Consider the following 22,891-nt stretch of genomic DNA (forward strand, 5'->3'; position numbering starts at 1 on the left):
TAGGAGGAAGAAGATGAAACAATTACAAGAACTCTTACTAGCGATTCCTGAAATCAAGACGGTTCGGGAACGTTTCCGGGACGGTGTCAACGCTCAGTTGATCACCGGTCTGATGAACAGTGGAAAGGCATTGTTCGTAGCCGGGATTTATCAGGAGACGAAACGTCGATTCGTACTCGTGACACATAATATGTTCCAAGCACAAAAACTGTACGATGATTTGATTGAACTCGTACCGGAAGAAGACGTCATGCTCTATCCGGTCGATGAGACGTTAGCAGCAGAACTTTCTTATGGCGCAAGTCCAGAACTGCGGGCGACGCGGATTGAGACTCGTCATCGTTTACTGACGACGGACGACGGAATTTTGATCATTCCGCTCGTCGGTTTACGTCGATATGTTCCGGATGCAGAGACGTTCTTGTCACACGTCAAACAGGTGAAGCCGGGCGACATCTTATCGATTCCGGACTTCGTCCAAGATTTAGTCGATGCGGGGTACGAACGGACAGCGACCGTGACGACACCAGGTGAGTTTGCCGTTCGCGGGAGTATCATCGATATTTATCCGCTTACGGTCGAACGCCCATACCGGCTCGATCTATTCGACGAGGAAGTCGACTCGATCTATACATTCGATGCGGAGACCCAGCGTTCGCTTGGCGTCGTCGCAGAAGCATGTTTGATGCCAGCAGCCGAACACTTCGCGACCAAGGATCAGTTAAAGGAGGCTGGCGAAAAAGTCCGTCGTCTTTATGAGGTGACGAAAGAGCGCGTCCAAAGTACGGAAGTCCTCGCGGCACTCGAAGAGGGGATCGCTTACGACGTCGAGTTGTTAGAAAACGGCGATCGTCCGAAACAGTTCGCGAAGTATGCACCAATCCTCTACACGTCGACGTTACGTCAAGACGTGACGGGCAGCGTCTTGATCGTCGATGAAGTCGCGCGGGTTGAAGAAGCGGCAGAAGTCCAGGATGCAGAGGAAGCAGAATGGATGGCGTCGCTCATCGAACGCGGACAAAGCGTCAGTGATTACGTCCTGTCCGTTCCGATGACACATGTCTTTGAAGGACACCCCTTGTTGTACCTCTCGCTCCTTCCGACTCGTCGGAGCGGTGTACCGGAAAGTGCGGCAATCCATTTCAGCATCAAACCGATTGCGCCGTTCCATGGTCAGATGGAACGCCTGAAGCAAGAAGTCGAGCGATATCGTCGCGCTGACATGTGGATGGTCTTCTTAGCGAGCAACCGAGAACGTGCCGAGCGGATGCGCCAGACGTTATCCGATTATGGGGTTGAAGCCTCGATCGTAACAAAAGAAGGCATCACTCGTGGTCAACCCGCGATTCTGATCGGCGGAATCCATGGTGGATTCGAGATGACGAATGCGCGTCTCGTCGTCATCACGGAAGAAGAGGTCTTCAAGCAACCGGCGCGTCGCCGGAAGCAAACGACGAAGCTGACGAACGCTGAACGGATCAAGAGTTACCAAGAATTGAAGACAGGCGATTACGTCGTCCATATTCATCACGGGATTGGGCGGTACCATGGAATCAAGACGATTGATGTAGCCGGTAATCATCAGGATTATCTCCATCTCGTCTACGCGGGAGAGGACTCGTTGTATGTTCCTGTCGATCAGATCGACTTGATTCAAAAGTACGTCGGCGCTGAAGGAAAAGAGCCGAAGATCTATAAACTCGGTGGAACGGAATGGAAAAAGGTCAAAGCGAAGGTCCAAAAATCGGTCGAGGATATCGCTGACGAGTTAATCAAGCTTTATGCGGCTCGCGAGGCTGCCGTCGGTTTTGCGTTCCCAGAGGATGACGATAACATGCAAGCATTCGAGGCTTCGTTCCCGTATGAGGAAACGGTCGATCAATTGCGATCGATCGCTGAGATCAAGAAGGATATGGAACGTCCGCGTCCGATGGATCGTCTATTATGTGGCGACGTCGGATACGGGAAAACAGAAGTTGCGATTCGTGCAGCCTTTAAAGCAGTCATGTCTGGAAAACAAGTGGCGTTGCTCGTACCGACGACCGTCCTTGCACAACAACACTACGAAACGATGCTTGAACGATTCAGTGAATGGCCGATTCGAGTGTCGGTCATGAGCCGGTTCCGTTCGCCGGCAGAATTGAAGGCAACGAAACAAGGGTTAAAAGAGGGAACAATCGATGTCGTTGTCGGAACACACCGTGTGCTGTCGAAAGACGTCCAATTCGCTGATATCGGATTGTTGATCATTGATGAAGAGCAACGATTCGGTGTTAAACACAAAGAACGTCTGAAACAGTTGAAGACAAACGTCGATGTCTTGACGTTGACAGCGACACCGATTCCGCGGACATTGCACATGTCGATGATCGGAATCCGTGATCTCTCCGTCCTTGAGACACCACCGGAAAACCGTTATCCGGTTCAGACATACGTCATGGAATACGACGGAATCGTCATGCGGGAAGCACTCGAACGGGAACTCGGACGTGGTGGACAAGCATTCTTCCTCTACAACCGTGTCGAGGGCATCGAGCGAAAGGCAGAAGAGATTCGCGCCCTCGTACCGGAAGCACGAATTGTCACGGCTCACGGTCGAATGACGGAAACCGAACTCGAAAGTCAGCTAATCGCCTTCTTCGAAGGAGATGCCGACGTTCTTGTCAGTACGACGATCATTGAGACGGGGATTGATATCCCGAATGTCAATACGTTGATCGTTCATGACGCCGATCAAATGGGCTTATCACAGCTTTATCAATTACGTGGTCGTGTCGGTCGTTCAAGTCGCGTTGCCTACTCGTACTTTACGTACCGTCCACAAAAACGATTGACGGAAGTGGCAGAAAGTCGTCTGCAGGCGATCAAGGAGTTCACGGAGCTCGGGAGCGGTTTTAAAATCGCAATGCGTGACTTGTCGATTCGCGGTGCCGGGAACTTACTCGGTTCGCAACAATCTGGATTCATCGATTCTGTTGGTTTCGATCTCTATTCGCAGATGCTTGCAGAAGCAGTCGAGGAGCGGAAAGAACGGATGAAAGGTAAAAAACGCATCCAGAAATTCGTTCCTGAGTTCACATTCAGCCTTGATGCCTATATTCCATCGCACTACATGACAGACTCCGAACTGAAAATCGAGTTCTACAAACGCTTGAAATATGTCGATACTGTCGATAGTCTCGAGCAGCTCGAAACGGAAATGCTTGAACGATTCGGTGAGTTTCCGGATGAGGTCGCGCGTTTGATCCAATTGACACGGATGCGGATTTTCGCGGAACGGGCGCGTGTCGAGCGTGTCAAACAAACCGATCCGAAAATCGAGATCGTTTTGTCGCTTCAAGCAACACAGCAGCTTGACGTGGCGGACTTCGTTAAATGGACTGTCCCACTGGGACGTGGTCTTGGAATGGGACAACAAGAGCAGAAACTCGTCTTAACCCTCAACCGCAACAAACAGTCGACGCAACAGATGACGATGCAGGCAGAACAATTATTGGCGGAACTTGATCGCCGGCTCGTTGCGCGATGAATAGACGAACGATTGCGCAAGGCGCAGCACTGCTTGCGATCTCTAGTTATATCTCAAAATTGCTCAGCTTCTTTTACCGGATTCCGTATCAGAACCTCGCTGGTGATTTCGGGTTGTACGTCTACCAGACCGTCTATCCATTATTTGCGATTGCGGCAGCGCTCGGCATTTATGCGCTGCCTGTCATCGTGGCGAAGTTGACGCTTCACCACCCGGATGAGAAACGAGAAGTTCTCTGGTCGATTTTTTATGTCTTACTTGCCATGACCGTCTTTTTCGGTCTGCTCGGATGGTGGATCGCCCCGACGCTCGCTGGGTGGTTCGGGGATGCAAAACTGGTTGTGCCCCTGCGTGCGGTAACATGTACGTTTTATTTACTACCCGTGATTGCTGTTCTACGAGGAATGTTCCAAGCAGATCTTGAGATGCGACCGACGGCTGTATCCCAAGTCTCTGAAAATGCCGTCCGTGTCGGACTATTGTTGCTTGTGACGTATATCGGTGTCTCGATGCAAGCGGACCCCTACTGGATTGGTGCGAGCGCTCATTTAACGGCGATTGGCGGCAGCATCGTTTCGTTATTCGTCTTGTTACGCTTTGCGAAAGGAAAAATCGGTCGTCCGGTATTTTCGAGTATTCATATAAGACGTGTCGGAAAAGTGCTCGTGACAAGCGGTGTAGCGGTTAGTATCGCGTCACTTGCCTTGTTGCTGATGCAATTGATTGATGGATTAACGTTCGTCAATCTACTTGGCAATACGACGGAGACAAAAATCGAAAAAGGAATACTCGACCGTGGGTATCCGTTACTGCAATTCGCGATTCTGTTTGCGACGTCGATGAGTCTTGCGAGTGTGCCAGCCTTGTCGACCGCATACCGGAAACACGATCCACAGATGGTGCGTCAACAACTCGAGACATTACTCCGTTCCGGTTTATTGATTGCCGCTGCAGCGACAATCGGACTAATGGGTGTGATGCGTCCGCTCAATATTGCGTTATATCAAGATGACCAGGGAACAGCAGGGTTGATTTGGCTCGCGGCGACGGCATTTGCCGCATCGATCGCGATGATGATCGTCTCTTGTCTCCAGTCGGTTGATGCTGAAAAATATGCGCTCATCGGTGTTCTTATCGGATTAGGGGCGAAGCTTACTCTGAATCTCTATTTCATTCCCCGATATGGTATGATCGGAGCGGGTATGGCGACATTTGGCGGTTTTGCCGTCATGGCGGCAGCACAATGGATTTTATTGAACCGGAAGTTCGGTCATGTATCAGCAGGAAACGCCTTTTATCGAAGACTGGTCTTACCTGTGCTTACCATGGGTGTGTTTCTGTATCTGATCGAGACGTTTTTCCAGCTGTTTGAGCTTGAGACACGAATCGGTGCGGCACTCGAAGTCGGCGTTCTTGTCGTCGGTGGTGCCATCATTTATGGCAGTATGGCGTTACGCTTTCGTGCCTTATCAGAACAAGAGTGGGCGTTATTGCCTTTAGGAGATAAGTTATATCAGATGTACCAACGTAGGAGGAGCATATGACACACCGAATTACGATCGTCGGTCTTGGCGTCGGCGAACTCGAACAATTGCCGTTTGGCATCTATCGATTACTAAAAAACACGACACAACCTATTTATTTGCGGACAGTGGATCATCCAGTCGTTTCAGAACTTGCAGCAGAGGGAATGAACTTTACATCATTTGACTCAGTTTACGAACGACATAGTCGGTTTGAGGACGTATATACAGAAATCGTCGAGGAATTGCTTCGTCTTTCTGAAACGACGGATATCATCTATGCCGTTCCAGGACATCCATTAGTCGCTGAGAGTACCGTGCAACAGTTGTTGCAACGGACAGACAATGTCGATGTCGTAGGGGGACAAAGTTTTCTCGATCCGATGTTCGCTGCACTTGGTGTGGATCCGATTGAAGGATTCCAGTTACTTGATGCAACGGCATTTGCCGTCGATGAAGCACAGATTCGTCAACATCTACTGATTGGGCAAGTCTATGACGCGCTCGTCGCTGGCGACTTAAAAGTCCAGTTGATGGAACGTTATCCGGACGAACATCTCGTCACTCTTGTCACAGCAGCAGGTACGAGTCAGCAAACCGTCCAAAACGTACCGTTGTATGAACTCGATCATGTGACGACGCTCAGTAACTTAACGACGGTCTATGTACCACCGGTTACGGATGAGCAGACGTTGAATCGTGACTTCGCAACCTTAAAAGAGATTATCGCTCGTTTACGCGGTGAAGGTGGTTGTCCGTGGGATCAAGAGCAGACACATGAGTCCTTAAAACGACATCTAATCGAAGAATCTTACGAATTACTGGAAGCAATCGACCTTCAGGACGATAACTTAATGATAGAAGAGCTAGGAGATGTCCTCTTACAGGTCATGCTCCATGCACAAATTGGTCTAGATGAAGGGTATTTTGATATTCGGGACGTCATCGGAAGCGTCAGTGATAAGATGATTCGTCGCCATCCGCATGTCTTCGGGGAAACGACTGTTGATTCTTCAGCAGACGTCGTTTCGAACTGGCAAGACATCAAAGCACAAGAAAAACCGGAGCGGACTTCTTTGCTTGATGGTGTGACAAAAGGAGCACCTGCTTTGATGCGCGCAGAAGACATTCAAAAGAAAGTGGCGAAAGTCGGTTTCGAGTGGGAAGATGTCGAGGGGGCACTTGAAAAAGTGATCGAAGAGTTACGTGAATTGAAAGAAGCAGCCCCAGAAGAACGACTCGGAGAATTTGGAGATGTCCTGTTCTCGATAACACTCGTCGGAAAATACCTCGGTCTATCGGCAGAAGAAGGATTACAACGAACGAATGATAAATTTATTCGCCGTTTTACACGGATGGAACAACTAGCGGATCGACCGCTCGTTGAGATGACGCTTGAAGAGCAAGATTCACTCTGGCATCAAGCGAAGCAGGAGGAACAGTCATGAGACTTGATAAATTTTTAAAAGTATCGCGTCTGATTAAACGACGGACGCTTGCGAAAGAAGTCGCCGATCAAGGTCGGATTACGATCAATGGTAATGTAGCGAAAGCAAGTAGCACGGTAGCAGCAGGTGATGAGATGACGATTCGGTTCGGAAATAAGATCGTGACAGTTGCGATTTCAAGCATTAAAGAACATGCGAAAAAAGAAGAAGCATCAGATATGTATGAAATCATCCGTGAAGAAAAGGTGAATTCCGAAGAATCGATGTAATTTACCGGAAAAAGGAAGTATACTAAAGAGTGTCAGGGATGACCACTCAGAAAGAGGAGGGATGATATGCCAACACCGCTCGAATCAGGGCGTCAAACGCCAAAGATCAAGCCGCTCAATGACCGTAAGAAGCAATTGAGTCAGAATGCTATTGAAAACCGTCGACGTCTCAAAAATCGCTTTTTCTTGTGTCTGACCGTCTTTTTGCTCATCTTTTCCCTCATGGGGTGGTCATACATGGAAAAACGGCAATTGATCGCAGAACAAAAGCAGTCATTTCAAGTAGCTGAACAGGAGCAGACGAAAGCAAAAAAAGAGACTGCTCGTCTGAAAGAAGAAATCAATCGTCTCAATGATAAAGAATATGTGGCGAACTTAGCCCGGAGTGAGTTGCTCTATTCGAAAAAAGGGGAAACGATCTTCTACTTTTCACCTGAAGACTAATTGAAGGTTGCCGATTGATTGAAAAAAGAATGAATCACTCGTATAATAAGAAACGAATCAACTAAAAAGGAGCAATACAATTTATGTCGATTGAAGTAGGCAGCAAAGTGCAAGGGAAAGTAACAGGCATCACGAATTTCGGAGCGTTCGTTGAGTTACCAACAGGGAAAACTGGTCTTGTTCACATTAGTGAAGTGGCAGATTCTTATGTTAAGGACATCAATGATGTATTAACGGTTGGTCAAGAAATCACCGTTAAAGTCTTAAGTGTTGAAAACGATGGTAAGATTGGTCTTTCCATTAAAAAAGCCGTCGATCGTCCAGAAGGTGAACGCCCACGTCCAGCACGTCAGTTCGATCGTGGACCACGTCCAGCAGGACAAGATCGCGGACCACGTTCGTTCGATAACAAAGGACCGCGTGGAGGCGGTAATCGTGGAGGCTTCAACAAAGGTGGCCGTAATACACCACCACCGCGCAAAGAACAATCGTTCGATACGTTGATGTCTAGTTTCCTGAAAGATAGTGAAGATCGTCTTGCTACATTGAAACGTCAAACGGATTCAAAACGTGGCGGGCGCGGCGCAAAACGTCAATAACTTGCTGACCTGTTCTCTATAAGAATAGAGATGGAATGACGCCGTTCATTCCATCTTTTATTTTTTTAAAATTATTTTTATAAAAAGCGTTGACTTTCATTTGACCTGCCCGTATTATAGAAAATGTGCTTAAGACGCACGAGTTAAAAATATGGCGGTGTAGCTCAGCTGGCTAGAGCGTACGGTTCATACCCGTGAGGTCGTGGGTTCGACTCCCTCCGCCGCTACCATATTTTTTTGGCCCGTTGGTCAAGCGGTTAAGACACCGCCCTTTCACGGCGGTAACACGGGTTCGAATCCCGTACGGGTCATTCTCAAAAAGCTATCTCTATTATATAGAGATAGCTTTTTTTAGGTTTTAACGGAAAGGGGTGAAGTCGTAATGGAAGGTGTGCCGTTCGAACCGCTCCTAGTCGGAGTGTCTGGAGGATGTGACTCGATGGTACTCGTCGATCGGTTGTATCGAGAAGGGTATGACATTGCAATTGCACATGTGCATCACGGATTACGAGAAGCATCCGACGAAGAAGCACATTTTATCGAAGACTGGGCAGCAACTCGAAAGATTTCGTTTTTCATGACGCGTTTAGACTGGGCAGGACGTACGAGCTCTCAAGCAGCATGTCGTGAGGAACGGTATGCATTTTTTGAGCGCATCATGGAAGAGACCGGACGCTCGCGTCTTGTTCTCGCCCATCATCAAGATGATCAAATCGAGACGCTACTCATTCAGCTCATTCGTGGAGAAGCACAGGTTGATGGTATTCCTGTCATTCGTCCGTTTGGTAACGGTTGGTTGCATCGACCGTTACTACATGAATCGAAGCAAACATTACTCGAGTATGCGCTGCAACATGAAGTTCCGTGGCGAGAAGATGCGTCAAATGCAGAAACCAATTATTTGCGCAATCAAATCCGGCATACGATTGTTCCAACACTCCGAGAAATGCGTCCAGAGTTTGAACAAGCAACAGCAGCAGCAGCACATGCGCGACAGCAAATCATGCGTGAGCAGGCAACGTTCGTTGCGACCTATCTCGACCGGTGTAAGGAAACAAACGGAATTCCGATCGCACGTATTTTAGAATTACCGACGGATTTACAGCGGCTCGTCTTGCCGACACTAACAGGAGAAACGTTTTCTTCAGAAACGATTCGTCACTTTGTTACATGGCTTCGGGTGGATAAGGGCTCGGACGAAGTGTATTATGGAAACTGGAGGATGCGACGTGCATATGGTTTTTTAATGCAGGATCGTGTGATACGGTCAATGAATGACGATTTACCGTTTCAAGTAGGGGAGAATTTGGGAACGTATCATTATGGTGAACAAATGGTTCGCTTCTCAATCGGAAACCAAGGTATCCCGCTGGACGCGATTGCGTTCCCGTTGACGGTGCGTCCGCCACGTCCAGGAGATCGGATCCAGCTTGCGGTGGGATCGAAAAAAGTCAGTCGAATTCTGATTGACGCTAAGGTTCCGCGTTATCTCCGAAAACAGGTTCCGGTCGTCGTCGATGCAAATGGAGTGATTTTAGCCGTCATTGGACATCGAATTGCAATATTCGGGTCATTTGAACTCCTCGCAAAATCTTATTTAATGATAGAATGGTAATGTAGTGTTTATTATGGAGGAGGAATACCTAGCATGACCTTGATGAACGATATGGAAAAAGTACTGATTTCAGAAGAAGAGATCCAAAATAAAGTGGGCGAACTCGCCGGCGAATTGACAGCGGATTATCACGATCGTTTTCCGTTGCTTGTGTGTGTCTTAAAAGGCGCGATGCCGTTCATGTCTGATCTTGTCAAAAAGATGGATATGCATCTTGAAATGGACTTCATGGACGTTTCAACGTATCACGGTGGGACAACATCAACAGGTGAAGTCAAGATTGAAAAAGATTTGAACACATCGGTAGAAGGACGCGACATCTTGATTGTCGAAGATATCATCGACAGCGGATTAACGCTTGGTTACCTCGTTGACCTCTTCAAGTACCGGAAAGCGAAGTCCGTTAAAATCGTGACATTGCTCGACAAACCGACAGGACGGAAGAATGACTTGCACGCAGATTACAGCGGCTTCGTCATTCCACACGAATTCGTCGTCGGTTATGGTCTGGATTACGAAGAGAAATACCGTAACCTTCCGTATGTAGGTGTCTTGAAACCTGCAGTCTACGGCGGCTAATTATTTTTAATCTCGTCTGTCCCATGATAAGATGAAACCAATTACAAAGCGCGCCCTGTCGCGCCAGGATTCGTATTCATCCACTAGAAAAACGAGATGGATGCGGAGAGGAGGCATAAGATGAACCGAGCAGTGAAGAATACCCTCGTGTTTGGGGTCATTTTTCTAGCTTTGATCTTGTTTCTGCAATACTTGCAGAGTCCAGTGAACAAAAGCAAAGAAATCAATTACACACAGTTTGTCGAGTCTGTTGAAAAAGGTGAAATCAAGACGGCTACCTTCCAATATGAAGGGCAGACGTATAATGTGACAGGAGATTTGCGTGAAAAAGATTCAACGTATGAGACAGTCGTACCGGCTGTTGATACGGAACTAACGGATCTCTATACGCAACTCAGAAGCCAAGGAGTCAAATTGGACTTCAAGGCAGCAGAAACGAATGGTGGTTGGATCGCGTTACTGACGACGATCGTTCCATTCATCATCATCTTCATCCTCTTCTTCTTCTTGATTAATCAAGCACAAGGTGGCGGTGGTGGCGGTCGCGTCATGAACTTCGGGAAATCGAAGGCACGCCTCTATGATACAGAGAAGAAAAAGATTACGTTTGATGATGTAGCCGGTGCAGACGAAGAGAAACAAGAACTCGTCGAAGTCGTTGAATTCTTGAAAGATCCGCGTAAATTCGCGAAACTCGGTGCCCGTATTCCGAAAGGGGTCCTCCTCGTAGGTCCTCCAGGTACAGGTAAGACGTTGCTCGCACGTGCCGCAGCTGGTGAAGCTGGCGTACCATTCTTCTCGATTTCAGGTTCTGACTTCGTTGAGATGTTCGTTGGTGTCGGGGCATCACGTGTCCGTGACTTGTTCGAAAACGCGAAGAAAAATGCACCATGTATCATCTTCATTGATGAAATCGATGCTGTTGGTCGTCAACGGGGCGCAGGTCTCGGTGGTGGACATGATGAGCGTGAGCAAACATTGAACCAACTTCTCGTTGAGATGGATGGATTCAGTGAAAACGAAGGCATCATCATGATCGCAGCAACGAACCGTGCTGATATTCTTGACCCAGCCTTACTCCGTCCAGGTCGTTTTGACCGTCAAATCACGGTTGACCGTCCAGATGTCGTCGGTCGTGAAGCAGTCTTGAAAGTTCACGCGCGGAACAAACCGCTTGATTCAACGGTTGATTTGAAAGCCATCGCACAACGGACGCCTGGATTCTCAGGTGCGGATCTTGAAAACCTTCTAAACGAAGCAGCACTTGTTGCCGCTCGTGCAGATCGTGATAAAGTCTCAATCGTTGACCTCGAAGAAGCGATTGACCGCGTCATTGCTGGACCAGCGAAGAAGAGCCGAATCATCTCGCCGAAAGAGAAAAAGATCGTCGCATGGCACGAAGCTGGACATACGATCATCGGTGTCACGCTCGACGATGCGGATGAAGTACACAAGGTAACGATCGTTCCTCGTGGTAACGCGGGCGGATATGTCGTCATGTTGCCAAAAGAAGATCGTTACTTCATGACGAAGCCGGAACTCGAAGATAAGATTACTGGATTGCTCGGTGGTCGCGTCGCAGAGGACATCGTCTTCGGAGAAGTCTCGACTGGGGCAAGCAATGACTTCCAGCGTGCGACAGGTCTTGCACGGAAAATGGTCATGGAGTTCGGAATGAGTGAAAAACTCGGACCACTTCAATTCGGATCAGGTCAAAGCGGTAACGTCTTCCTCGGCCGTGATTTCCAAAACGAACAGAATTACTCGGATGCAATCGCACACGAGATCGATACGGAAATCCAAGCGATCATCAACCGCTGTTACCAAAAAGCGAAAGATATTCTGACTGAGAAGCGCGATCAGCTCGACTTGATTGCAACGACGTTGCTTGAAGTCGAAACACTTGATCAAAAACAAATTCACCATCTCTTAGAGACAGGCGAATACAAAAAACATGAACCAGAAGCAACGACTCCAAAAGCAGAAGAGAAAGCACCGGAATCGACAGATGCAACCGTCGATCAACCGACAGAGTCTCCAACGCAAATGGGTTCAGTCGTTGACGAAGGACAAAATGTAGATACGGATACACCAGATACGCCGCGTCGCGACGATCAAGTGTAAACGGATAGAACGGATTCGATCTCGCATCGAATCCGTTCTTTTTTGTTACAGACCGAGCGAATACACATCGGTAGGTGTGACCATACGAGCATGGTATAATCACAACGTATATCATTCCGAGCGCGAAACAACGGAATATAAAAAGAAGCATGAAAATCGAGAAGAAGCGGGGAAATAAGCAAATGATTTTAGTCATCGATGTCGGAAATACGAATATCGTCTTAGGTGTCTATCAAGGACAAGAGTTGATCGAGCATTGGCGGATTGCGACAGACCGGACAAGGACGACGGACGAATACGGTATGCTCGTCAAAGCGTTATTTCGTGACGCAGAGCTAAACGTGGAAGAAATCGAGGGAATCGTGTTATCATCTGTCGTACCCCCCGTCGTGTTTCCGCTAGAAAATATGTGTGTGCGTTACTTTAAACGCCGTCCGTTTTTGATTGGACCAGGAATCAAGACAGGACTCGATTTAAAAGTCGATAATCCACGGGAAGTGGGAGCCGATCGAATCGTCAATGCAGTAGCGGCGACGGCGAAATACGAGGGACCGATGATCATCGTCGATTTTGGAACAGCGACGACGTACTGTTACATCGATGCACAAAAACGGTATTACGGCGGCATCATCTCACCGGGTGTGATGGTTGCGACCGAGGCACTCTATAATAAGGCAGCAAAATTGCCGCGAATTGAAATTGCGAAACCGCAGTCAACCATCGGACGAAATACGATCCATGCGATGCAATCGGGTACGTATTTCGGATATGTGGCGCAGGTGGACGGACTCGTTCACCGGATGAAAGAAGAAATGGGTGAAGCGAAGGTCATTGCGACCGGTGGTTTAGCCCGACTAATCAGCGAGGAATCCACGATGATTGAGATCGTCGATCCATTCTTGACGTTAGATGGATTACGGATTATCTACGAACGAAATAAGTGAGGGATTAAGATGAAACGGGAAGAATTATTAGCACAATTAAAAGATGACTATTTAGTACGGGCGTTAGGCTTCAACGGAGAAGTTCGTGCATTTGCGATACGTTCGACAAAAACGGTCTATGAAGCACAACTTCGTCACCAGACGACACCGGTCGTCACGGCAGCGCTCGGTCGGACACTAACAATCGGCGCGATGATGGGTACGATGCAAAAAGGCGATACACGTGTCACATTGAAAGTCGAAGGCGATGGACCAATCGGAAAAATCATCGTCGATGCCGATGCAAAAGGGGTCGTTCGTGGATATGTCAGTCGTCCCCGCGTCGAGATGGATACGTACGTCAATGCAGACGGTCTGACGAAATTAAAAGTCGGTGAAGCGGTCGGTCGCGGAAACATCTCTGTCATCAAGGATCTCGGGTTGCGTGACTTTGTCGGAGGTCAATCTCCGATTCAAACCGGTGAGATCAGCGAAGACTTCACGTATTACTTCGCTGTATCGGAACAAAGTCCATCAGTCGTTGGAGCTGGCGTTCTCGTTTACCCAGAAGACGAATCGGTCATTGCAGCAGGTGGGTTGATCGTTCAATTGATGCCGGGTGCATCGGAAGAGACGATCGCAGCGCTTGAAAAACGTGTCGGAGCTCTTAAACCAATCTCCATTCTCGTCGGTGAGGAAAAAACACCCGAAGAAATGTTAGAACTCGTTCTCGGTGACTACGAACATCTTGATACGATTCCGGTGTCATTCGAATGTACATGTGACCGCGACAAATTAGCAACAGCGATTATTGCCCTCGGACCAGATGAGATTCAAGCGATGATTTATGAAGATGGTGGCGCGGAAGCTGTTTGTCACTTCTGTTCAGAGCATTACCACTATGATGTTCCAGAATTAGAGGAACTTCGCGAAAAATCACTTGAAAGAGCATAAGAGGGATCCGATATGGGGAATGTACAACCTAAGTACTTGTGGATGTTGATCTTCATCTTATTGTTGACGAATTTCATGACCGGCGCTTATGCCTTCATGGGTGAGCTCCCTAAGGTCGATTCTCCTAAAATCGTTCAGGACAGCATTGGCGGTCCGCTTGAGGATGTCATCGCCGAAGTCGGTGATGAAAAAATCACCCGAGCAATGGTCTATCAGACGATGCGAACGGAACAAGAGAAGCAGACAATCGATCGTTTGATTCAAGAAGCGGTCGAGCGCCAGACAAAGGATGGAAAAAAGCCGGAAGTTAAACGCTTTGATTGACAGATTTCATCCAGTCCGCTGATAATTAATCTATCGGATTACTTGGAATTCAAGCGGTTCACTAATGAGGAGGAATGGTCATGCGTATTGCGAATTCAGTATTAGATTTAGTCGGTCGGACACCGATCGTCAAGTTACATCATCTAACGGGTCCTGAGGATGCAGATGTATATCTGAAACTGGAGTACATGAACCCTGGATCTAGCGTAAAAGACCGGATCGCGTTATCAATGATTGAAGCGGCAGAAGAAGCAGGTCAACTTAAAGAGGGAGATACGATCATCGAGCCGACGAGTGGGAACACGGGTATTGGACTAGCGATGGTCGCTTCGGCGAAGGGATACCGTTCCATCCTCGTCATGCCGGAAACAATGAGCATGGAACGTCGGACGTTGCTTCGCGCCTATGGTGCGGAATTGATTTTGACGCCAGGTCCTGAAGGGATGAAGGGGGCGATCGCTCGCGCGACAGCGGAAGCGGAAGAGCACGGTTACTTCATGCCTCAACAATTCAATAACGGTGCCAATCCAGTCGTGCATGAAAAAACGACAGGTCCTGAAATCGTCGAAGCGTTCGAAGGTATGCAACTCGATGCGTTCATCGCGGGAATCGGAACCGGTGGGACGATCACGGGTGCTGGTAAAGTGTTGCGCGATGCTTTCCAAGACATTGAAATCATTGCTGTTGAACCAACGGATTCACCGGTCTTATCAGGTGGTAAACCGGGGCCGCATAAACTGCAAGGTATCGGTGCTGGATTCGTACCGTCGATTCTCGATACAGATATTTATGATGGTGTCGAGCAAATCACGACGGAAGAAGCATTTGATCACGCACGCCGAGCAGCGAAGACGAACGGTGTCTTAGGCGGTATCTCGTCAGGTGCTGCGATTGCAGCGGCGCTCAAGACGGCAAAACGTCTCGGTAAAGGAAAAAATGTCCTCGCGATCATTCCTTCAAACGGTGAGCGGTACTTAAGTACACCGCTGTATCAAGTCGAGGAAGAAGCAGATCAATCGAAGTAATCCATCATACGTACACGGAAGTCATTCGGCTTCCGTGTACTTTTTTGCGTATAATGAGAGCAGAATAGTGTGAAGTGGGGGACGCGTATGCGACAGACGAAATATAAAGCAATACCATGGACGAAAGAACAATTCTACAATCGGTATGTCGAACAGACGATTGGAACAACAGGACACGTCTGGCTCGAAAGCGGTCGAATCGGACGGTATACGATGGCGGCGACTCGTCCTGTCGGATACCTCCGGACAAAGGACGGGATGACGACGATTGAGACAGATGGAAAAGTCGAGACGTCGACGGCAAACCCGTTTGATCTACTCGAACGACTCCGCGTCGAACGTGAATCCATCCGACCGAATGGAATGCCGCCATTCTTTGGTGGATTTGCCGGATATGTCAGTTATGATGCTGTCCGTTATTTAGAAAAGCTACCGGAGCAAGCGATGGATGATCTACAAACACCTGATTTATCGTTCTACTGGTACGATGAAGTTGCCGTGTTTGATGAGGAAACGAAGCAATTGTTCATTGCCGTGACGCGAGACACAGCAGAGGAAGCGACACAGATTCTTGAAGAAGAAGTCGCGCGTTGGTGCGTCAAGACAAATAGACCGCAGTTTACAACAACCGGTTCATCCGGCGAGCGAGAACGAGCTTTCGGACAGGAAGCGTTCATGACAGCGGCACACCGGATTAAATCGTATATTGAGGATGGTGACGTCTTCCAAGTCAATTTGTCCGTCCGCCAACAAGAACCGCTTGGGACGACAGCGGAACATCTGTATGATGTATTACGACAAATTAATCCTTCTCCATACATGGGTTACTTCGCAGATGAGGATTTAACACTTGTGTCCGCCTCACCTGAGTTGCTCGTCGAAAAAATCGGTGATGCGTTAGCGACACGCCCGATTGCGGGAACACGACCACGCGGGAAGGATGAAGAAGAGGATTTACGACTCGCGAAAACCTTACTGGATAACGAAAAAGAACGGGCAGAGCATGTGATGCTCGTTGATTTAGAGCGGAATGATTTAGGGCGCGTTAGTCGTTATGGTACGGTTCATGTCGATGAGCTGATGGTGATCGAGAAATACTCCCACGTGCAACATATCGTCTCAAACGTCAGAGGGGAAGTGGCTTCGGAACACTCCGGGAGTCAAGTGCTCGCTGCAATGTTCCCAGGTGGGACGATCACCGGTGCGCCAAAAATCCGGACGATGGAAATCATTGAAGAACTGGAACCAGTTCGGCGCGGCATCTACACTGGATCGCTTGGCTTCATCAGTTGGGCGGATGATGTCATCTTTAATATCTTGATTCGGACACTCGTCGCAAAAGACGGGATGGCATATGTTCAAGCAGGTGCTGGAGTCGTCACGGATTCGGATGCGGCACGTGAATATGAGGAGTCACTCAGTAAGGCCAAAGCGTTATGGGTGACAAAAGAAACGGCGGAGGGAACACGATGATTGTATTGATTGATAACTATGATTCCTTTACGTATAACTTAGTCCAGTATTTCGGCGAACTTGGACAAGACATCCGGGTATTTCGCAACGACGCGATTACGCTTGCGGAAATCGAAGCGTTGCAACCCGATCATCTCGTCATCTCACCGGGTCCCTGTACACCGAATGAAGCGGGGATCAGTCTAGAGGCGATTGCTTACTTCGCTGGGAAGGTGCCGATACTAGGGGTCTGCTTAGGTCATCAAGCGATTGGACAAGTATTCGGTGGTAAAGTCGTCCGTGCGAAGGAGCTGATGCACGGAAAAGTCTCGCCACTGACGCATGACGGACAAGGCATCTTTGAACGGATCCCACAAGCGACACCGGTGACGCGTTACCATTCACTTGTCGTTGAACGTAAGACATTCCCGGAAGTACTCGAAGTGACAGCGGAAGCCGGCGGAGAGATCATGGCACTCCGTCACCGGACGTTGCCGATTTTAGGTGTCCAGTTCCACCCGGAAGCGATTTTGACACGAGACGGTAAACAGATGTTAAAAAATTTCTTGGAGTTGACGCATTATGTATCTCTGGCATGACGGAATCATCAAACGAGAAGAAGAGATAAGAATCTCCCCACTCGATCACGGATTCGTCTACGGGATGGGTGTATTCGAGACGTTTCGGACGTATAACGGACATCCGTTTTTGTTCGATGATCATATTGAACGCTTACAGATGAGTTGTGTCGCACTCGGGATCCAGCTAGCATATGACCGGAAAGCCTTACGGCAAGCGATCCAAGATTTATATGACGCACATGGGGCGAACGATTTATACATTCGCTTGAACGTCTCGGCCGGTCCACGCGAGATCGGGTTATCAATCGATCCTTACGATACGCCGACCGTGTTGATCTATGCGAAACCAATCGCTCCGCGGAAACGGGCGGAACGTGCACTCGAGACGATTCGTTTACCGCGCAGTACACCGGAGACGACATACCGCTTGAAGTCACATCATTACATGAACAATCTACTGGCGAAACGCCAATTGTTCAATCCGGAAGCAGAAGGGTTGTTCTTAACGAAGGAAGGTCATGTCTGTGAGGGCATTACGTCAAACATCTTTTGGCGTTACGGAAGTACATGGTATACATCATCGCTTGAAACTGGTGCACTGAACGGGATTACCCGTCAGTTTTTGATGCAACACCTACCAGTCGAAGAACGCCTGGCGTATTTACCACAGCTCGAAGAAGCAGATGAGATCATCTATACGAATTCCGTTCAGGAAGCGGTCGCCATTTCGGCACTTGACGGACGCCCTTTCCCTGGAATCAATGGAATAGGATATGCACAACTCATGACGCTGTTCGATCAATCCGTCGAACAGGTGACGACAAGGAGGGAACAACGATGACTTACATCATGGGTATCTTGAACGTGACACCGGACTCCTTTTCGGACGGTGGACAATATGTCGATGTCGAGCAAGCGATACGGCAAGCACGTCAGCTCGTTGCGGATGGAGCAGATGCAATCGATATCGGTGGAGAATCGACACGACCAGGTGCAGCATTCGTATCAGTCGAAGAAGAACTCGCCCGTGTCTTACCGATCATTAAACGCATCAAACGAGAGCTGAACGTCCTCGTGTCGATCGATACGTACAAACCGGTCGTCGCAGAAGCTGCTATTGAAGCGGGAGCAGATATCATTAACGATGTTTGGGGCTCGAAGTGGGGCGATCGTTCGATGGTCAACGTCGCAGCGCGATACAGTGTACCGATCATTTTGATGCATAACCGGGAGACGGCGCACGGGGCAGATATGCTTGCAGAAGTCCGAGCAGACCTTGAGGAATCGATTCGGTTAGCGAAACAGGCAGGTGTAGCGGAAGAGCACATTTGGCTCGACCCGGGGATTGGATTCATGAAGACGCATGAAGAGAACTTGTACCTGATGCGTCATCTATCGATCGTAACGGACTTCGGGTATCCCGTTTTACTTGGGACGTCCCGTAAATCGATGATTGGTCTCGCGCTCGGATTACCGACGGAAGAACGACTTGAAGGAACGATTGCGACGGTGTGCTACGGGATTCAACAAGGATGTGACTGGATGCGTGTGCATGACGTCAAAGAAGTCAAACGGGCAGCACAGATGATGGACATCATGTTGGCTGCGACGAAGGGGGAATAACGGTGGATCGAATTCATGTAACAGGCATGCGTTTTTATGGGTATCACGGTGTATTTGCAGAAGAGACGAAACTCGGTCAACGCTTTAATGTCGACTTATCGATCGGACTTGCATTGGCAGAAGCCGGTCGGACGGATGATTTAACGAAAAGTGTCAATTACGCCGAATTGTATGAAGCGACGAAACGTGTCGTCGAAGGAGAACCGCTCCAACTCGTCGAAGCCTTGGCGGATCGTATTGCAAAAGCAGTCTTTGCGTTAGACGAACGAATTCAAGAAGCGTCGATCAAAGTCATCAAGCCGGATCCGCCGATTGCTGGTCATTATGAACATGTGGCGGTCGAGATCAATCGACTCCGGGGGGACTATGCATGAAGCAAGCTTACATTGCACTCGGCTCGAACATCGGCGATAAGGCGGCTCACTTAAGAGCAGCGATTGCTCGCCTGAGAGCATTACCGTCTGTTCATGATGTAAAGGTCTCTTCCATTTATGAAACCGTACCTGTCGGGTATCTCGAGCAGGATTTATTTTATAATATGGTCGTCGCGATTCAAACAACGGACGAGGCAGAGGTCTTACTTGGACGACTGCAGGAAATCGAACAGCTAGAAGGGCGCGAGCGTCTGTTCAAAAATGGACCGCGGACGCTTGATTTAGATATTTTGTTATATGGGGGAGAACGTATTGACCTTGAAGGATTAACCGTTCCGCATCCGCGGATGCAAGAGCGGGCATTCGTCCTCGCGCCATTACTTGAACTGGCAGCAACATGCGTCATACCTGGTCTTGGGCAAAGTGTCGAGCAATTGTACCAGCAGTTACCGGAGACAGAACGAAACGGTGTGCGACGCTTAGGTGGTCTTTTAGAAGCGGAGGAACAATAATGGAATTTAACATTGGTGATGTCAAATTGAAGAATCAAGTCATCTTGGCACCGATGGCAGGCGTCTGTAATCCGGCGTTTCGGTTAATCGCAAAAGAATTCGGTGCAGGACTCGTCTGTGCGGAGATGGTCAGCGATAAAGGGATCTTGTACGAGAACGAACGGACGCTACAGATGCTGTACGTGGATGAGCGGGAAAAACCGCTCAGTCTTCAAATCTATGGTGGTTCAAAGGAGACACTCGTTCAAGCAGCGCGATATGTCGAAGCGAATACGAATGCCGACATCATTGATATCAATATGGGGTGTCCCGTCCCGAAAGTCACGAAAAGTGATGCTGGAGCGAAATGGTTGCTTGATCCGGATAAGGTCTATGAGATGGTCCATGCGGTGACACAAGCAATCGATAAACCGGTGACGGTCAAGATGCGGACCGGCTGGGACAGTCATCACATCTATTGTGTCGATAATGTCAAAGCGGCAGAAGCAGGTGGCGCGAAGGCTGTTGCCATTCACGGACGGACACGTTCACAAAAATATGAAGGGGTCGCAGACTGGAACATCATCGGTGAAGCAAAAAAAGCGGTCAATATTCCAATCATCGGGAACGGGGATGTTCAAACCCCACAAGATGCTAAACGAATGATTGATGAGATTGGTGTCGACGGTGTCATGATCGGACGGGCCGCTCTCGGAAACCCATGGATGTTGTATCAGACGATCCAGTATCTCGAATCAGGAACGCTTCCGGCAGAACCGACGGCGCGCGAGAAGATTGATATCTGTCTCTTGCACGCCACACGACTAGTCGCGCTAAAGGGAGAAGAACTCGCCGTGCGCGAAATGCGGACACATGTCGCCTGGTACTTGAAAGGAATGAAGGGGAACGGTCGCGTTCGCAATGCGTTATTCAATATCGACACACACGCGGGACTCGTTGAACTGCTACAGCAGTACTTACAGACACTCGAAGAAGACGTAGCATATGCCTAACAGGTAAAGTATAGTCGGACAGAGTCGTTTTGTGGTACGCTAGTTGCATTGAAGATGAGCGTATCGGTTTTCTAAAAGGGCTGTCGGTCATTCCGACAGCTTTTTATTCGAGAGAATCGTCGTGAACCATTATTAAAAGGAGTGAAGACAGTGAGTCAGGATATGGAAATGAACGATCAAATGCAGGTGCGTCTCGGTAAGATGAACGCCATGCGTGAACAAGGTCTCGATCCATTCGGCGCACGTTTTGAACGTTCGACGGATACCGCGAGCATTCGTGCGTCGTTTGGTGAACATACAAAAGAAGAGTTGGCTGAACTAAAACCGGAAGTTGCTATCGCGGGTCGTGTCATGACGACACGTCGTAAAGGGAAGGTTGGTTTTACGAACGTTCAGGATGTACAAGGTCAAATTCAGTTGTATGTCCGTAAAGATGATGTCGGTGAAGAGGCGTATGAGATCTATAAGACATGTGACTTAGGTGACATCGTCGGGATCCAAGGATACGTGTTCAAGACGAATGTTGGTGAACTCTCTGTTCATGTCACAGCATTTACGTTATTGACAAAAGCGTTACGTCCGCTTCCGGATAAATATCATGGATTAAAGGATATCGAGCAACGCTACCGTCAGCGCTATCTCGACCTTATTACGAACCAAGAATCACGTGAGACATTCATCGCCCGTAGTAAAGTCATTCGTGGAATCCGTCAATATCTTGATAACCTCGGATACTTGGAAGTCGAAACACCAATGTTGCATACGATCGCGGGTGGAGCATCGGCGCGTCCGTTCATCACGCATCATAATGCACTCGACATGACGCTTTACATGCGGATTGCGATTGAGCTTCATTTGAAACGTTTGATTGTCGGTGGACTTGAGAAAGTCTACGAAATCGGTCGTGTATTCCGTAATGAAGGAATCTCAACACGTCATAACCCAGAGTTTACGATGATCGAACTCTATGAAGCGTATGCGGATTATAAAGACATCATGAACTTAACAGAGAATCTGATTGCTCACGTCGCACAAGAAGTACTCGGTACGACACAAGTCACTTACGGAGAAGACGTCATCGATTTATCTGTCGGTTGGAAACGAGCGCACATGGTCGATCTCGTTAAAGAAGCAACAGGTGTCGACTTCTTCGAACAGATTTCAAACGAACGTGCCCTTGAACTCGCGCATGAACACGGTGTTGAAGTCCAGTCGCACATGACGACGGGACATATCTTGAATGAGTTCTTCGAACAAAAAGTAGAAGAAACACTCGTTCAACCAACATTCGTCTATGGTCATCCTGTTGAAGTATCACCACTTGCGAAGAAAAATCCAGAGGATCCACGCTTTACGGATCGCTTTGAATTATTCATCGTCCGTCGTGAACATGCGAATGCCTTCACGGAATTGAACGATCCAATCGATCAACGTGAACGTTTCGAAGCACAACTCGTCGAAAAAGAAGCAGGAAACGACGAAGCACATGAAATGGATACAGACTTCATTGAAGCACTCGAGTACGGTATGCCGCCAACAGGTGGTCTTGGAATCGGGATCGATCGTCTCGTCATGTTGTTGACGAATGCGCCATCGATTCGTGATGTATTACTCTTCCCAACAATGCGTCACCAACAAAATTAATGAGTAGAGCTCCGTTTCTTCTATAGCTTATAGAAGGAACGGAGCGTTCTTTTTGAAGTCAATGTAGGGATAAACGAGTCAAAAAACGGGTAAATAAAAGTTTTTAAATGTTTTTCTAATAAAATGCTTGTACGATTCAAAAAGCCATGGTATATTACTTCTTGTGCCGCGAATGGTCGTGACACACAAAAATAAATATCAAAAAAGTTGTTGACAATCGGGTTGATAACTTGTTAAGATATTAAAGTCGCTGAAAACGACACGACGAACTTTGAAAACTGAACGATGAGGCAAAAATCGTATTCTACGGAATACAAAAACGAATGAAGCGCAAGCTTCGTCAATCGTGACTCCGGT

21 protein-coding genes and 2 tRNA genes are annotated in these 22,891 nt (G+C 48.3%); all 23 read left to right on the forward strand.

The window, feature by feature from the left end; translation table 11 throughout:
- Positions 1–13 precede the first annotated feature (13 nt).
- The 23 genes from mfd (at position 14) to lysS (ending at position 22,534) form a co-directional block, all read left to right on the forward strand.
- Positions 14–3,529, forward strand: a complete 3,516-nt coding sequence (gene mfd / locus HZS85_RS16290; RefSeq protein WP_214856842.1) for a transcription-repair coupling factor — start codon at positions 14–16, stop codon at positions 3,527–3,529.
- Positions 3,526–5,073 carry a putative polysaccharide biosynthesis protein gene (locus tag HZS85_RS16295; protein WP_214856844.1) on the forward strand — a complete coding sequence of 516 codons (1,548 nt, stop codon included), beginning with the start codon at positions 3,526–3,528 and terminating at the stop codon, positions 5,071–5,073. Before mfd ends, HZS85_RS16295 begins: the two co-directional genes overlap by 4 nt.
- Positions 5,070–6,500 (forward strand): bifunctional methyltransferase/pyrophosphohydrolase YabN, encoded by a 1,431-nt coding sequence (gene yabN, locus HZS85_RS16300; protein WP_214856846.1) that lies wholly within the window; start codon positions 5,070–5,072, stop codon positions 6,498–6,500. The genes HZS85_RS16295 and yabN overlap by 4 nt, the downstream gene beginning before the upstream one ends.
- On the forward strand, positions 6,497–6,769 hold the full coding sequence (locus HZS85_RS16305) for an RNA-binding S4 domain-containing protein (protein ID WP_023466556.1): 273 nt from the start codon (positions 6,497–6,499) through the stop codon (positions 6,767–6,769). Before yabN ends, HZS85_RS16305 begins: the two co-directional genes overlap by 4 nt.
- A 66-nt stretch (positions 6,770–6,835) precedes the next feature.
- Complete coding sequence (locus HZS85_RS16310) at positions 6,836–7,213, forward strand: FtsB family cell division protein (RefSeq protein ID WP_035413247.1); 378 nt, start codon at positions 6,836–6,838, stop codon at positions 7,211–7,213.
- 83 nt (positions 7,214–7,296) lie between these two features.
- Complete coding sequence (locus tag HZS85_RS16315) at positions 7,297–7,812, forward strand: S1 domain-containing RNA-binding protein (RefSeq protein ID WP_035413250.1); 516 nt, start codon at positions 7,297–7,299, stop codon at positions 7,810–7,812.
- A gap of 153 nt (positions 7,813–7,965) precedes the next feature.
- A tRNA-Met gene (locus HZS85_RS16320) sits at positions 7,966–8,042 on the forward strand.
- Between the two features lie 9 nt (positions 8,043–8,051).
- A tRNA-Glu gene (locus HZS85_RS16325) sits at positions 8,052–8,123 on the forward strand.
- A gap of 71 nt (positions 8,124–8,194) precedes the next feature.
- Positions 8,195–9,427: a tRNA lysidine(34) synthetase TilS gene (gene tilS, locus HZS85_RS16330; RefSeq protein WP_214856848.1), complete on the forward strand. Its 1,233-nt coding sequence runs from the start codon at positions 8,195–8,197 to the stop codon at positions 9,425–9,427.
- A 33-nt stretch (positions 9,428–9,460) separates the two neighbouring features.
- The gene (hpt, locus tag HZS85_RS16335) at positions 9,461–10,006 is read left to right on the forward strand and encodes a hypoxanthine phosphoribosyltransferase (protein WP_023466560.1); all 546 of its coding nucleotides are present in this window, start codon (positions 9,461–9,463) and stop codon (positions 10,004–10,006) included.
- Between the two features lie 120 nt (positions 10,007–10,126).
- The gene (gene ftsH, locus HZS85_RS16340) at positions 10,127–12,130 is read left to right on the forward strand and encodes an ATP-dependent zinc metalloprotease FtsH (protein WP_214856849.1); all 2,004 of its coding nucleotides are present in this window, start codon (positions 10,127–10,129) and stop codon (positions 12,128–12,130) included.
- A gap of 182 nt (positions 12,131–12,312) precedes the next feature.
- Positions 12,313–13,074: a type III pantothenate kinase gene (locus HZS85_RS16345; RefSeq protein ID WP_035413293.1), complete on the forward strand. Its 762-nt coding sequence runs from the start codon at positions 12,313–12,315 to the stop codon at positions 13,072–13,074.
- A 9-nt stretch (positions 13,075–13,083) separates the two neighbouring features.
- A complete protein-coding gene (hslO, locus tag HZS85_RS16350; protein WP_214856850.1) occupies positions 13,084–14,007 on the forward strand; it encodes an Hsp33 family molecular chaperone HslO in 924 nt (307 codons plus the stop codon).
- 12 nt (positions 14,008–14,019) lie between these two features.
- On the forward strand, positions 14,020–14,331 hold the full coding sequence (locus HZS85_RS16355) for a hypothetical protein (protein WP_035413262.1): 312 nt from the start codon (positions 14,020–14,022) through the stop codon (positions 14,329–14,331).
- Between the two features lie 80 nt (positions 14,332–14,411).
- The gene (gene cysK / locus HZS85_RS16360; protein WP_214856851.1) at positions 14,412–15,356 is read left to right on the forward strand and encodes a cysteine synthase A; all 945 of its coding nucleotides are present in this window, start codon (positions 14,412–14,414) and stop codon (positions 15,354–15,356) included.
- Positions 15,357–15,443: 87 nt separating this feature from the next.
- On the forward strand, positions 15,444–16,829 hold the full coding sequence (locus HZS85_RS16365) for an anthranilate synthase component I family protein (RefSeq protein WP_214856852.1): 1,386 nt from the start codon (positions 15,444–15,446) through the stop codon (positions 16,827–16,829).
- A complete protein-coding gene (locus tag HZS85_RS16370; RefSeq protein WP_035413271.1) occupies positions 16,826–17,407 on the forward strand; it encodes an anthranilate synthase component II in 582 nt (193 codons plus the stop codon). Before HZS85_RS16365 ends, HZS85_RS16370 begins: the two co-directional genes overlap by 4 nt.
- Positions 17,391–18,230 (forward strand): aminotransferase class IV, encoded by an 840-nt coding sequence (locus HZS85_RS16375; protein WP_214856853.1) that lies wholly within the window; start codon positions 17,391–17,393, stop codon positions 18,228–18,230. Before HZS85_RS16370 ends, HZS85_RS16375 begins: the two co-directional genes overlap by 17 nt.
- Positions 18,227–19,012, forward strand: coding sequence for a dihydropteroate synthase (gene folP / locus HZS85_RS16380; RefSeq protein ID WP_214856854.1), 786 nt, complete (start codon positions 18,227–18,229; stop codon positions 19,010–19,012). The genes HZS85_RS16375 and folP overlap by 4 nt, the downstream gene beginning before the upstream one ends.
- 2 nt (positions 19,013–19,014) lie before the next feature.
- Entirely contained in the window at positions 19,015–19,386 is a 372-nt protein-coding gene (gene folB / locus HZS85_RS16385; RefSeq protein ID WP_214856855.1) for a dihydroneopterin aldolase, read from the forward strand.
- Complete coding sequence (gene folK, locus HZS85_RS16390) at positions 19,383–19,898, forward strand: 2-amino-4-hydroxy-6-hydroxymethyldihydropteridine diphosphokinase (protein WP_214856857.1); 516 nt, start codon at positions 19,383–19,385, stop codon at positions 19,896–19,898. Before folB ends, folK begins: the two co-directional genes overlap by 4 nt.
- Positions 19,898–20,890, forward strand: coding sequence for a tRNA dihydrouridine synthase DusB (dusB, locus tag HZS85_RS16395; RefSeq protein WP_023466575.1), 993 nt, complete (start codon positions 19,898–19,900; stop codon positions 20,888–20,890). Before folK ends, dusB begins: the two co-directional genes overlap by 1 nt.
- A 162-nt stretch (positions 20,891–21,052) precedes the next feature.
- A complete protein-coding gene (gene lysS, locus HZS85_RS16400; RefSeq protein WP_087682563.1) occupies positions 21,053–22,534 on the forward strand; it encodes a lysine--tRNA ligase in 1,482 nt (493 codons plus the stop codon).
- The last annotated feature ends 357 nt before the right edge of the window (positions 22,535–22,891 follow it).

The sequence above is a fragment of the Exiguobacterium sp. s130 genome (assembly GCF_018619055.1).
Taxonomy (GTDB): Bacteria; Bacillota; Bacilli; order Exiguobacteriales; family Exiguobacteriaceae; genus Exiguobacterium_A.